At 72.9% G+C, this 11783-nt stretch carries 14 protein-coding genes; 6 read left to right on the top strand and 8 right to left on the bottom strand.

Going from position 1 to position 11783, the window contains the following annotated elements:
- Nucleotides 1–161: 161 nt before the first annotated feature.
- A complete protein-coding gene (locus tag AC07BS_RS25030) occupies nucleotides 162–611 on the top strand; it encodes a DnaJ family domain-containing protein (RefSeq protein WP_478934566.1) in 450 nt (149 codons plus the stop codon).
- A gap of 37 nt (nucleotides 612–648) precedes the next feature.
- Here the strand turns inward: AC07BS_RS25030 and AC07BS_RS25035 are convergent, their stop codons facing one another.
- The 3 genes from AC07BS_RS25035 to AC07BS_RS25045 all read right to left on the bottom strand — a co-directional run bounded on the left by AC07BS_RS25035 (nucleotide 649) and on the right by AC07BS_RS25045 (nucleotide 4000).
- Nucleotides 649–1890 carry an MFS transporter gene (locus AC07BS_RS25035; RefSeq protein WP_478934567.1) on the bottom strand — a complete coding sequence of 414 codons (1242 nt, stop codon included), beginning with the start codon at nucleotides 1888–1890 and terminating at the stop codon, nucleotides 649–651.
- Nucleotides 1887–3125 carry a 5-aminolevulinate synthase gene (hemA, locus tag AC07BS_RS25040; RefSeq protein ID WP_478934568.1) on the bottom strand — a complete coding sequence of 413 codons (1239 nt, stop codon included), beginning with the start codon at nucleotides 3123–3125 and terminating at the stop codon, nucleotides 1887–1889. The genes AC07BS_RS25035 and hemA overlap by 4 nt, the downstream gene beginning before the upstream one ends.
- Nucleotides 3126–3337: 212 nt before the next feature.
- Complete coding sequence (locus AC07BS_RS25045) at nucleotides 3338–4000, bottom strand: DedA family protein (protein WP_478649255.1); 663 nt, start codon at nucleotides 3998–4000, stop codon at nucleotides 3338–3340.
- Nucleotides 4001–4308: 308 nt separating this feature from the next.
- On the opposite strand from AC07BS_RS25045, the gene AC07BS_RS25050 reads away from it, so the two are divergent.
- Complete coding sequence (locus AC07BS_RS25050) at nucleotides 4309–5322, top strand: PLL family lectin (protein ID WP_478934569.1); 1014 nt, start codon at nucleotides 4309–4311, stop codon at nucleotides 5320–5322.
- 6 nt (nucleotides 5323–5328) lie between these two features.
- On the opposite strand, the gene AC07BS_RS25055 is transcribed toward AC07BS_RS25050, so the two are convergent.
- The 3 genes from AC07BS_RS25055 to AC07BS_RS25065 all read right to left on the bottom strand — a co-directional run bounded on the left by AC07BS_RS25055 (nucleotide 5329) and on the right by AC07BS_RS25065 (nucleotide 7351).
- On the bottom strand, nucleotides 5329–6096 hold the full coding sequence (locus AC07BS_RS25055) for an SDR family oxidoreductase (RefSeq protein WP_478649260.1): 768 nt from the start codon (nucleotides 6094–6096) through the stop codon (nucleotides 5329–5331).
- Between the two features lie 32 nt (nucleotides 6097–6128).
- The gene (locus AC07BS_RS25060; protein WP_478649263.1) at nucleotides 6129–6548 is read right to left on the bottom strand and encodes an ATP-binding protein; all 420 of its coding nucleotides are present in this window, start codon (nucleotides 6546–6548) and stop codon (nucleotides 6129–6131) included.
- 98 nt (nucleotides 6549–6646) lie between these two features.
- Nucleotides 6647–7351 carry a DUF5701 family protein gene (locus tag AC07BS_RS25065; RefSeq protein ID WP_478934570.1) on the bottom strand — a complete coding sequence of 235 codons (705 nt, stop codon included), beginning with the start codon at nucleotides 7349–7351 and terminating at the stop codon, nucleotides 6647–6649.
- Between the two features lie 147 nt (nucleotides 7352–7498).
- Between AC07BS_RS25065 and AC07BS_RS25070 the strand changes: the two genes are divergently transcribed.
- Nucleotides 7499–8191: a TetR/AcrR family transcriptional regulator gene (locus AC07BS_RS25070; RefSeq protein WP_478934571.1), complete on the top strand. Its 693-nt coding sequence runs from the start codon at nucleotides 7499–7501 to the stop codon at nucleotides 8189–8191.
- 56 nt (nucleotides 8192–8247) lie between these two features.
- Here the strand turns inward: AC07BS_RS25070 and AC07BS_RS25075 are convergent, their stop codons facing one another.
- Nucleotides 8248–8637, bottom strand: coding sequence for a hypothetical protein (locus AC07BS_RS25075; RefSeq protein ID WP_478934572.1), 390 nt, complete (start codon nucleotides 8635–8637; stop codon nucleotides 8248–8250).
- A gap of 96 nt (nucleotides 8638–8733) precedes the next feature.
- Here AC07BS_RS25075 and AC07BS_RS25080 point away from each other — a divergent pair, with 96 nt between their 5' ends.
- The 3 genes from AC07BS_RS25080 to AC07BS_RS25090 all read left to right on the top strand — a co-directional run bounded on the left by AC07BS_RS25080 (nucleotide 8734) and on the right by AC07BS_RS25090 (nucleotide 11114).
- Nucleotides 8734–9321, top strand: coding sequence for a PadR family transcriptional regulator (locus AC07BS_RS25080; protein ID WP_478934573.1), 588 nt, complete (start codon nucleotides 8734–8736; stop codon nucleotides 9319–9321).
- An 89-nt stretch (nucleotides 9322–9410) separates the two neighbouring features.
- The gene (locus AC07BS_RS25085) at nucleotides 9411–10433 is read left to right on the top strand and encodes a hypothetical protein (protein ID WP_478934574.1); all 1023 of its coding nucleotides are present in this window, start codon (nucleotides 9411–9413) and stop codon (nucleotides 10431–10433) included.
- A 174-nt stretch (nucleotides 10434–10607) separates the two neighbouring features.
- Nucleotides 10608–11114, top strand: coding sequence for a DUF1275 family protein (locus AC07BS_RS25090; RefSeq protein ID WP_478934575.1), 507 nt, complete (start codon nucleotides 10608–10610; stop codon nucleotides 11112–11114).
- An 18-nt stretch (nucleotides 11115–11132) separates the two neighbouring features.
- Here the strand turns inward: AC07BS_RS25090 and AC07BS_RS25095 are convergent, their stop codons facing one another.
- Entirely contained in the window at nucleotides 11133–11774 is a 642-nt protein-coding gene (locus AC07BS_RS25095; protein WP_478649283.1) for a TetR-like C-terminal domain-containing protein, read from the bottom strand.
- Nucleotides 11775–11783 lie beyond the last annotated feature (9 nt).

Genomic DNA, 11783 nt, shown 5'->3' on the forward strand with positions numbered 1-11783 from the left:
CCTCCTGCAACTACGCCGCCGACAAGTACGGCTCCATGGACAACGTCAACTCCGCGTACTGACCAAACCCAGAACGCACCAAGGGCGCAGCACCCACAAGGGAGCCGCGCCCTTCACTCATGCCGGTGGGATGCTGGGAGGTACAACGGGAGGAGCACACGGTGACCGAGCGCAAGCCCCCTGGAGTCGAGTTCGAGTCGTGGGTCGACAAGCAGATCCGCGAGGCGCAGCAACGAGGCGAGTTCAGTGACCTGCCGGGCTTCGGCAAGCCCCTGACCGGGGTGAACGCCCCGTACGACGAGGACTGGTGGATCAAGGAGAAGATGCGGCGCGAGCACGTCTCCTTCCTTCCGCCCGCGCTCGCCCTGCGCAAGGCGGCCGAGGACGCCTTCGCGGAGGCTCTCGCCGCCCGCTCGGAAGCGGAGGCGCGCCGTGTCATCGAGGAGATCAACGAGGAGATCGGTGCGGCCCTGAAGATGCCGCCGCCCGGCCCGCCGCTGCTCATGGGGCTCTTCGGCGTCGAGGAGGTCGTCGCGACGTGGCGGGAGCGCCACCGGCGCGACGGAGCCGGCCCCGGCCCGGCAGCCGGCCCCGGTCCCGCCGGCCGGTGACACGATCGATCCCCCCTTCGGCGCCCGGCGGCGTGGTTCACCCGGCTCCCGCCGGTGCCTTCCGCCGGGCGTTCGCGCGGGCCGTCGTGGCCGAGAGCGCGGCCGCCGTGACGCCCAGGGCCGCCGTGACGGCCACGAAGGCCGGGCCGGCGGGCTGCCAGGGGCTCAGCAGGGTGGTGCCCACGGCGACGCCGAGGTGGTCGAGCGTGCCGTTCCAGGAGACGACGCTCGCGCGCCGGCCGGGGTCGGCGCCGCCGAGGTAGGTCTGCTGCGTGGTGTAGAAGGCACCGCCGGCCGCGAACCACACGAACAGCGCGGCGAGGGTCACCACGAGCTGAGTGGTGAGCAGGGCGACGACCGCCGCCGCGACGAAGGCCAGGGCCAGCACCGCAGACAGCCCGTTCTCGTCGCCGCCGCGGGCCCGTACCCGGTCGATGACCCGGCCGGCCAGTATCGAGCCGGTCAGGGAACCCGCCCCCACCAGCAGCCCGACCAGCCCCAGCCGCCCCGCGTCGAAGCCGAAGCGCGTGGCGAACAGCGCCCCGACGAACGTGTACGCGCCCAGCCGGCCCGCCTGCAGGAAGCCGGTCGACAGCAGCGGCAGCGCCAGCCGCCGGTCCCGCCAGACCGCGAACCCGCCCAGCACCGAGCCGCGCCGGGCCGGTCGCGGGCCCCGCAGGAGCAGGACGACGAGCACCAGCACGGGCACCAGCCCGATGCCCAGGGCGGCGAACGCCCAGGACCAGTCGGCGGTTTGGGCGAGGAGGCCGCCCAGCGGCACGCCCAGTACCTGGCCGAGCGCGTAGCAGGCGACGCCGCCGGCCACGGCGCGCCCGCGCTGGTGCGGTGCGGCGGCCTCGGCGAAGTAGGCCCACATCGCGGGGGCCGCCATCGCCCCGCCCAGCCCGGTCAGCGCGCGGGCGGCGGTGAGGCCGCCCAGGTCGCCGGCCGAGGCGCACAGCAGATTGCCGCCCAGGAAGAGCAGCCCGCCCCCGGCGACGAACACCCGGCGCGGGAAGCGGTCGGAGACCCCGCCGAGGAGGGGGGCGGCGACGGCGTACGTCAGCACGTAGGCCGTCACGACCTGGGCCGCGGCCCCCGTACCGACCCCCAGGTCGGCGGCGATGGTGGGCAGGAGCGGCGAGACCAGGAACGTCTCGCACCCCATGAGGAACAGGAAGGCGTAGAGCACGGCGCAGCGGGCCCACGGGGTGGCCCGCCGGTCGCTCCCCACCGCGGGACGGGGAGCGACCAGCGGGCCGGGGCCGTGCCCCGTCACGCCGGCCCCGCGTAGGCGGGCGCGGGCGTACGGGGCAGGCCGAGCTCCTCCCAGACCCGGTCCAGGACGTCCGCGAAGTGGTGGACGTCCTCGGGCCGGTGGACGGGGGAGGGGTTGAGGCGCAGCCGCTCGGTGCCCCGGGCGACGCTGGGGTGGTTGATGGGCTGCGCGTACAGTCCGTGCCGTTCCAGCAGGACGCGGGCCAGCTCGCGGCAGCGGACCACGTCGCCGACCAGGACCGGCACGATGTGGCTCTGTTCGCTCACCAGCGGGATGCCCGCCCGCCGCAGCAGGGACTTCAGCAGGGCGGCGCGCTCGTGCAGTCGCGCGCGTTCGGTGTCGCTGCCGCGCAGGTGGCGGACGCTGGCCAGGGCGCCGGCGGCCAGGGCCGGCGGCATGGAGAGGGTGAAGATGAACGCCGGGCCGAGGCTGCGCACCGCGTCTATCACGGACGCGGGCCCGGCGAGGTAGCCGCCGGCGGTGCCGTAGCCCTTGGCGAAGGTGCCCATCAGGACCGTGACCGCGTCGGCGATGCCGAGCTGCGCGGCGAGGCCCGCGCCCTGGGGCCCGTACATGCCGACGGTGTGCGCCTCGTCGACATAGACGAGGGCGTGGTGGCGGGCGGCCACCGCGCACAGATCGGCCATGGGGGCCATGTCGCCGTCCATGGAGTAGACGGACTCGAAGGCGACCACCTTCGGCCGTCCGGGACGGACCGTGCCCAGCTTGCGGTCGAGGTCGGCGGGGTCGTTGTGGGCGAAGACGTGACGCTCGGCGCCGCTCGCCCGCATGGCCATGATCATCGACGCGTGGTTGAGCCGGTCGGAGAAGAACGCGCAGTCCGGCAGCGTCCTGCCGAGCACGTACAGGGCGGCGTCGTTGGCGGCGTAGCCCGTGATGAAGCCGAGCGCGCTCTCCTTGCCGTGCAGGTCGGCGACCTCGCGCTCCAGGGCCACATGGTGCGGCGTGGTCCCCGAGATGTTGCGTGATCCGCCGGCCGCGGCGCCCGAGGCGTCGAGCGTGGTGCGCATCGCGGCCAGTACGGCGGGGTGCTGGCCCATGCCGAGGTGGTCGTTGCTGCACCAGACGGTGACCTCCCGCGGCCCCGCCGGGCCGTGGTGGATGGCGCGCGGGAAGCGCCCCGCGAGCCGCTCGATCTCGACGAACGTCCGGTACTGCCCGCTCTCGCGGATGCCGGCCACACGCTCGGCGAAGAACCCTTCGTAGTCGAACACTTGTGGAATCCCCCCGTGGTGGGGCGCGTCCCCTCGCGCCCTCGCCCCTTCAGGGTCGGTCCGGGCGCCTCCCGCCCGCATCGCCGGCAGGGACAGGAACGGATACACAAAAAGTGGTACGAGTCCTACCAGAGGGCGTACTCCTGGAGAGTACGGGCACCACCCGGCCCCTTCCCGAGGAGGAGGCCGCGCACGGCCGGCGGGTCGGTGGTTCAGCCCTTCCGCGCCGCGGCGCGTCGCGAGCGGTAGAACTCGGCGGCGATGGGGACGAGCGACACGGTGACGATCAGCGCGACCAGGGGCAGCAGGTAGCGGTCGACGTTCGGGATGGACGAGCCGAGGGCGTAGCCGCCCAGGATCAGCCCCACCGTCCACAGCAGGCCGCCGGCCACCTGCCAGAGCGTGAAGGTGCGCGCCGGCACGCCCAGGGCCCCCGCCATGGGGTTGAGGACCGTACGGACCACGGGAACGAAGCGGGCCAGCACGATCGCCTTCGCGTACCCGTAGCGTCGCAGAAGGGCCTCGGCGCGCTCCGCCCCCTCCCGCAGGCGGGCCGAGCGGCCGCGGGCCAGCAGGGCGGCGCCGGCCTTCCGGCCGATGACGTAGCCGCACTGCGACCCGGCGAGAGTGCCCAGGACGGCCACGGCCAGCAGCGGCCCCAGCGACAGCCGCACGCCGCCGCCCGCGGCGCCGGCGGACAGCAGACCCGCCGTGAACAGCAGGGAGTCGCCGGGGAGGAAGAACCCGATCAGCAGCCCCGTCTCGGCGAACATCACGACACCGACACCGACCACCCCGAAGGCGGCGAGGAGCGAATGGGCGTCGAGGAGGTTGACGGCGAGCGGTGCGGCCGTGACGGACAACGGTGCGGGCATCGTCGCGGGCCCTTTCGTGACGAGGGGCGGACATGGCCGGGGTGAGGAACCTTCTCACGGGGGACGTGCGGGAGATGCGCAGGCTTGCCGGTGAAGTCGAGGAGCGGTCGGGGAGCCGTTGGGGAGCTGTTGGGCAGCCGTTGACGGGCGGGCCGGAAAGCGTCCACCGCGTCGCGCGAGACTGTCCGCCGGCCCCGGCCCGCTGTACCGTGCGCAGCGTTTTCCGTACCTGCGATCCGTACCCGCATCCGTACCTGCGATCCGTACCGGCATGAGCTCCGTTCCTGAAACGGGAAGGACGACAGTCGATGAGGAAGAGACCCGGACCCCGACGCGTCGGCCGGCTGTTCGGCGCCCTCGTGGCGGCGACCGCGGCCGTGACCCTGCTGGGCGCCGCGCCGGGGCCCGCCGCCACCGCCATGACCACCAGGACCACCGCCGGCTCCGCGGGGGAGCGGATCGGCATCACGGTCTTCGGTTCGTCCATAGCCGCCGCCCGCAACGCCGACGGGCGGCTCGAACTGTTCGGCGTCAACAGCGGTGACGGCGTCTTCCACCGCTACCAGAACCGTGCGAGCACCAACGCATGGTCGCCCTGGGCCCAGTTCGACGGGGCGCTGCGCGCCGTCGCGGCCGAGACCAACGCCGACGGTCGCATGGAACTGTTCGGTGTCACGGGCGCCGGAACCATCTTCCACCGCTGGCAGACCCCCAACAGCAGCACCCCCTGGTCCAACTGGGAGCAGCTCGACGGCCTGCTCACGTCCATCGCCGTGGCGCGCAACGCCGACGGCCGGCTGGAACTCTTCGGCGCCAACAGCGTGGGCACCGTCTACCACCGCTGGCAGACGGCCATCGGCGGACCCTGGTCCGGCTGGGAGGCCTTCGACGGCGCCCTGACCCAGGTCGCCGTAGAGACGAACGCCGACGGGCGCATCGAGCTCTTCGGCGTCAACAGCGCGGGGAACATCTACCACCGCTGGCAGACCGCCCTCGGCGGGCGCTGGTCCGGCTGGGAGCAGATGGACGGCAACCTCACCTCCATCGCGGCGGCCCGCAACGCCAACGGCCGGCTGGAGATCTTCGGCACCAACAGCGGGGACGCCATCTACCACCGTGCCCAGACGGCCATCGGCGGTCCCTGGTCGAACTGGGAGCAGTTCGACGGCGGGCTGAGCCAGGTCGCGGCCGAGACGAACGCCGACGGGCGCATCGAGCTCTTCGGCGTCAACAGCGGCGGCTACCCCTACCACCGCTGGCAGACCGCCCTCGGCGGCCCGTGGTCGAACTGGGAACTGATGGACGGCCTGCTGAGGCCCTGACAGCGATCAGAACTCCTGGGCCGTCGGCCGTACCGTGATCTCGTTGACGGCGGCGTGCGGAGGCTGCGTCACCATGAACACGACGGAACGCGCGATGTCGTCGGCGCGCAGCCAGGCGTCCCGGGGCACGCCGGACCCGACCGTCGCCCATTCGCTGCCGCGCGTCATCTCCGTGGTGGTCATGCCGGGTTCGACCAGACCCACCCGGACGCCCCGGCCGGTCACCTCCTGCCGCATGGCCTCACTGAAGGCGCACACCGCGTGCTTCGTCGCCGAGTAGACACTGTTGTTCCGGCGAGGCACGCGGCCCGCCACCGAGCTGACGTTGACCAGGTCGGCCACTCCGCGCGGGCCGTCCGCGACGGCGCCGAGCAGGTGGGGGAGAGCGGCCTGTGACGTGTTCAGGACGGTGGTGAGGTTGAGGTCCACCATGCGCCGCCAGTTCTCCGGATCGCTCTCCTCCACCGCAGCCCGGGCCACGTAACCGGCGTTGTTCACCAGGACGTCCAGCCGCCCGAGATCCCGCGCCGCCTCCTCGACGACCCCGCGCGCCCGGGCCGGGTCGCTCAGGTCCGCGGCGAGGACGACACACGTGCCGCCCTCGCCGCGGACCTCGGAGGCCGTCTCCTCCAGCCGCTCCGCCCGGCGGGCCACCAGGGCGAGCGCGGCGCCCTGCCGGGCGAGGGCGAGCGCGGTCGCCGCCCCGATACCGCTCGACGCGCCGGTCACCAACGCGGCGCACCCCGACAGCGGCGCTCCGTTCACATGTCCCACCTGGACTCCTCGGCTCGGTCGCGCGTGGTGGCTCAGGGCAGGGCGAACGGGCGGGGAGCCTTCGGGGGGAGGCCGGCGAGAGGAAGGCCGTCCCTGGTGGCCGTCTTCGCGGTCTCCCCGATGGCCTCGCCCGCCGACCCCGCGGCGTGACCGGCGACGTGCTGCACGGTGGACGTCGTCTTCCTGACCGCCGTGCCGCCCGTCCGGCCGACCATCGGCACCGCCTTTCTGATCGCCCGGCCGCCGATGTCCCCGACGGACCCCGTCGACCGCTGCGCCGCCTCGTCGACCGTCACGCCCAGATTGCCGGGGTCGGCGACGCTCAGGCCGTTGAGGCCGTTCAGATCGACCACCGTCGGCAGGGGGGCCGCGTGGGCGGCGGCGCCCGGTCCCATGGTGCCGACGCCCAGGGCGGCCGCGGCCAGGGCGGCGGTCGCGAGGACTCGTCGCATGCGCACTCCTTACAAACGTCCGGGGAAACGTCCGAGAGACGTCCGGAAGATGGGCTTCCGGGATGAGAACGAGCCGGGGAAGCCTCCGGACACGTCCGTTACGCCGCCGCGCGCCGGGTGCCCGCGCTCGCCATGCCCAGCCAGGTGTGCGGGTTGCCCGCCCAGCACCAGCCCAGCTTGGGTGCCTTCTTGCTGATCCAGAGTGCCGGGACACGGCGGTCGCCGTTCCGCGAGCCGCCCAGCGAGAAGCACTTGTTCTTGACGAGCACCTGGGGGAAGAGGGTGATGAGCGCGATGCCCTCCTCGATGGTGAGCAGGGTGCGGCCGCGTCCGGTGATGGTGTTCATGGCGTCGTTGGGTATGACGTCGCAGAACTCCTCGCCGCGCTCGATGTCGAAGAGCAGATACGCGGCCGGGTCGTCCGACAGGCGGCTGGCGTCGGTGGTGACGAACCGCTCCAGGGAACCGGGCTCGAACGAACGGTCCACGAAGCCCGGGAGGCCCTTGCGGGGCCTGGTGCTGTGGAGGGTGGTGCGCGGCATGGTCTCCTCGATCGGCACCAGGCTCCGGGTGACGACCACGAGGAACGGCACGCGGCCGTCCTCGGTCGCGTCCGGAGCGCCTGACGCGGATCCGGTGCCGTGTGCCACCGCGTCCGCGCGCAGCGGTGCGAGCAGGGCGGCGAACTCCTCGACGCCGAGCCCGGCCGCCGTCGGGTAGCCGAGGTCGATCAGGGTACTGAGCTGACGGTCGAATTCGATACCGGCGTCGAAGGTGGTGGCGGAGACGGTCTGGCACGTCATGCGTGGTCCTTGTCTGCCGCGGGGTGGGCATCCGGGGGGCCCACCCTGGCGACGATCTTCCTCAGGGCTATCTTTACGTCGGAAGTAACTTTATGGCGCGTCACCGCTGCCGTCAACCTAAAAATACGTCCGAGGTAAGATTCGCTCATGGGTAATGAGAACGGCACCGACGCCGCCGTGACGGGCGGCCTCCGGGAGACGAAGAAGCGCGAGACGCGGCAACTGATCTCCGACCACGCCACCAGGCTGTTCCTGGAGCAGGGCTTCGAGGCCACGACCATCGCCGAGATCGCGGACGCCGCGCGCGTGGCCAAGAAGACCGTCACCAACTACTTCCCGCGCAAGGAGGACATGGCGCTCGACCACCAGGACGCCTTCGTGTCCGGCCTGGCGCGCGTGGTCGCCGCCCGCGGGCCCGGCGAATCGGCCTTCGAGGCGCTGCTGCGCGCCTTCCTCGACGCGGTCGACACCCAGGACGCCGTGGCGGGGTTCGCGGGCCCCGAGTTCACCCGCATGATCGTCGACAGCCCCACGCTCACGGCATGCCTGCGCGGCCTCCATGACCAGCGCGAGGGGGCCCTCGCCGAAGCGCTCGCCGAGGCCACCGGCACCTCCGCCGACGACATCACCCCGCGTACAGCCGCGTCCTTGCTGGGCGGGACGCATCGCGTCCTCTTCCAGCGCATCCAGGACCTCACTCTCGCCGGCCACGACAACGCCGCGATCGCGGAGACCCTCGCGCCGGAGACGGAGCGGGCCTTCGCCCTCCTCGCGCCGGCCCTCGGTGACTACGCCCGAAAGCCGGAGGGGGAGGAGGGGGAGGAAGGGGCGGAAGGGTAAGAGGGGCGGGAAATGCCTGGCGCCGTGACCGACCCCCCGCCCCGAGGCGTGACCGGCTACGGCCGGATGTCCTGCCAGAGGGCGAGGCAGGCCACGGCCGCGGTCGCGGCGAGGATCTGACCCGCGATCAGCGTGGTCCGTACGACGTCCGCGGCCCCGTTGTGCACCTTGAAGCCCAGGGCCCAGCCCCGCACCACGTCCCGGTGGCCGACGAATCCCAGCGTCGTGCCCAGGAGCATGACGGAGTAGTACGCCAGGACCTTCTTGGGGTCGGGGTCGCCGATCTCGGGGAGCGCGGCGCACACCAGGAACGACAGGCAGCCGAGCCACTCCTTCCGCCGGCCCTTCCGTGACGGCGCGAGCGTCAGCCAGAAGGCCAGGTGTGCGACGAGCGAGACGCCGGCGGCGGCGCACCAGACGCTCAGCGGAAGGTCGTTGGCGTGCATGTGGAGTTCCTGCGGTCGTGAGATGAGCGGGACATGAATTCAAGATCATCATCTCACCCTCGCCGATTAGTCTATTTAGACTGTTAGAGTTCGACCATGCCACGTCGCGCTCTCGACAACCCGATCGTCCTCGCCGTGCTGGGCCTCCTCCTGGAACAGAGCTCGCACCCGTACCAGATGCTCGCCGAGCTGCGGAAACGCAGCGACAACCACGCTGCCGTGATCACCCGGGGCACGCTCTACAACACCGTCGCCGCCCTCACCGAGGCCGGCTGGGTCGCCGAGCAGGGCCAGCAGCGCTCGGGCAACCGCCCCGAACGCACCGTCTACGCCCTGACCCCGGCGGGCTACGAGGAGCTCGTCCGGCGGTTGGACGATCAGATCCGCAATCCGGAACGGGAGTTCTCACGCTTTCTGGGAGCCGTGGCGTACCTCGGCGCCCTCGGCCCCGAGGGGGCCGTGGACGCCCTGACCGAGCGCGCCCGGCACCTGCGCGAGCGCACCACCGCCGACGAGAAGCGGCTCGCGGACGCGCTGGACGCCGGAGCGCCCCGGCTCCATGTCATCGAGGCCGAATACGCGCTCAGCCTCGCCCGCTCCGAGACGGCCTGGATCGACTCGGTCGTCGACGACATCCGCACGGGAGTCCTGACCTGGCCCGCCGCCGCACCGGCAGCCCACTGAACGAACTGAACGAGCCGAGTTGAACGAGCCGAGCTGAACGAACTGAACTGGCCGAGCCGGTCCGAGCTCGGCAGAGAGGGACGAGATCCATGACGGCCTTACCGCATGACGGGCAGCAGGAACTGCTCTTCGGCATCTACCCCGGCGGAATCACCGGGGACGACGCCGGAGGCCTGGCCTCCGGCCCGCCCGACGACCCGGCCCGCATCACCGCCGCGCTCGACCGCCTCCAGGGCGCACCGGGCAGGCCCTTCCTCGTACGCGCCTATACGACCTTCGACGATTCCACCCGCCTCGGCGCGCCCCACGCCACCGCGACACCGGCCGACGCTGCCCGGTACGCCACCGCGGGACGCCGGCTCGATCTGGTGGCGCAGTACCAATCCGTCGCCGGTGACGTCGACGGCTACTGTGCCTTCCTGCGCGAACTGGTCGAGCGGTACGGCCCGTTCACCAGCACCCTGCAGGTGACCGAAGAGCCGAACGTCACCTCGAACCCGACGCTCGACGGCTTCTACCCCGCGGTGCGCGAGGCGATCGTCCGCGGTGTCTCCGCGGCCAAGGACCGCGCCCGCGAACTCGGCCACGCCCACCTGCGCGTCGGCTTCAACACCACCCCGCTCTTCGGTCCCTCCGTCTCCTTCGTCGCCGAGCTGACCGACCTCGGCGGAGCGGAGTTCGTCGCCGATCTCGACTACGTCGGCCTGGACTTCTTCCCCGACGTCTTCCGGCCCGTCGCCGCGGCCGACCTCGCCGACGCCGTCGAAGGCCTGCTGCGCCACCACCGGGACGCGGTGCTGACCCCCGCCGGCCTCGGCCACCTGCCGCTCCACATCACCGAACACGGCTGGCCGACCGGACCCGACCGCTCCCCGGACCGCCAGGCCGGCGTCCTGGAGACCGTCGTCCGGATCGTCGCCGCCCAGGCCCGGCCCCTCGGCCTCAGTGGCTACACGCACTTCGCGCTCCGTGACGCGGACAGCTCGAACCCGGGGCTGTTCCATCAGTTCGGGCTCGCCACCGACGACTACACCCCGAAGCCGGCCTTCGACGTCATGCGGACGCTGGTCGATCGCTTCGGCGTCCGGCGGGAAGGAGCCGGTACCGCGTAGGCGCCGTAGGGGTACCGGCCGCGTGAAACGCTCCGGGGGGGGCGAACCGGTCGAAGCCGTTTGGCTTGATCGCTGGAGCCCCTGGCGCGTTCGCGCGGCCACGGGTCGCACGCGGCGTCACGACCGCGTCGCCGCCATGGACGGGTCGTCCTGGCGCTGACCACGGTGGGCGGGATGCTGGCGGGCCGGGGGGAGCGGCTGGCCGCGCGGGGCGGACGGCGGGACTGGTTCCCCTGCGCCCTGTTCGCCGAGACCGTGCTTCTCGCCCTGGCCACCGCCTGCGCCTGGCTCGCCCCTGACGGCTCGACGGCTTCCGGCGACGGCATCACCGCGCTGCTCGCGACGGCCATGGGGCTGCGCTGCGCCACCATCCGCAGGCTCGCCGTTCCCGAGCTCGTCGTCACCTTCGGCCTCCCCGGAGCGCTGATCGGCCTGGTCCAGGACACGGGGCCGGGGGCCGGCCGCAGAGGGCAGGTCCTCCGGCGGCTCGGCGTCGTGCCGGCCCTGGCCGTCGGGGCCGGCTACGGAGCCGCCCTCATGGAACACACCGGGCTCCGCTGGTCCCTGCTGACCGCCACCGCCATGGTCCGCGCCATCACCGCGGCCTTCCGTCCGCGTCCCGTCGTACGACGTCCCGCTGTACGACGGGACGCCGTCCGGCCGGTCGGACACCCCGACTGAGGCCGCCCCGGCCTCACGTCACGTCCCGGGGGTGACGAACACCCCCGCCCGCGCGGCCGCCGCGGCCGCTTCCGCGGCACGGTCCGCCGCGGCCTCGTCGAGCGGCTCGCCGGTGGTGAGCAGCCGGTAGTAGAGGGGGGCGGAGACGGCGCGGACGACCTCGTGGGTGTCCGTGCCCTCCGGCAGTTCCCCGCGCTCGACGGCCTGCCGGACGCACGGCTCCCACTCGGCGACGCGGACGGCGTAGAAGCGGTGGAGCGCGGCGGCGGTCTGCTCGTCGCAGGTCGCGGCGGTGATCACCGCCTTGAACAGCGCCCCCTGACGGGGGTCGGCGAGCGTGCGCCGTACGAGACGCGCGTTGGCGCGCAGGTCACCGAGGAGCGTGCCGGTCTCCGTGCGCGGGAGCGACTGCTCGGCCATGTCGGCGAGCAGCTCGGCGACCAGGTTGGCCGGCGTGCCCCACCGGCGGTACACGGTCGTCTTCCCGACCTCCGCGCGGCGGGCCACGTCGGCGAGGTCGAGGCGCGTGAGTCCGCCTCCCTCCGCCAGGGCGTCCCCGGCGGCCTGAAGGACGGCGGCCCGTACGCGCGCGGTGCGGCCGCCGGGGCGCACGGTCCCCGGTGCCGTCTCCGCGGTGTTCCCGGAAGCGTCGGAGGTCATAACGGGACT

Source organism: Streptomyces sp. NPDC044063, from assembly GCF_056434285.1.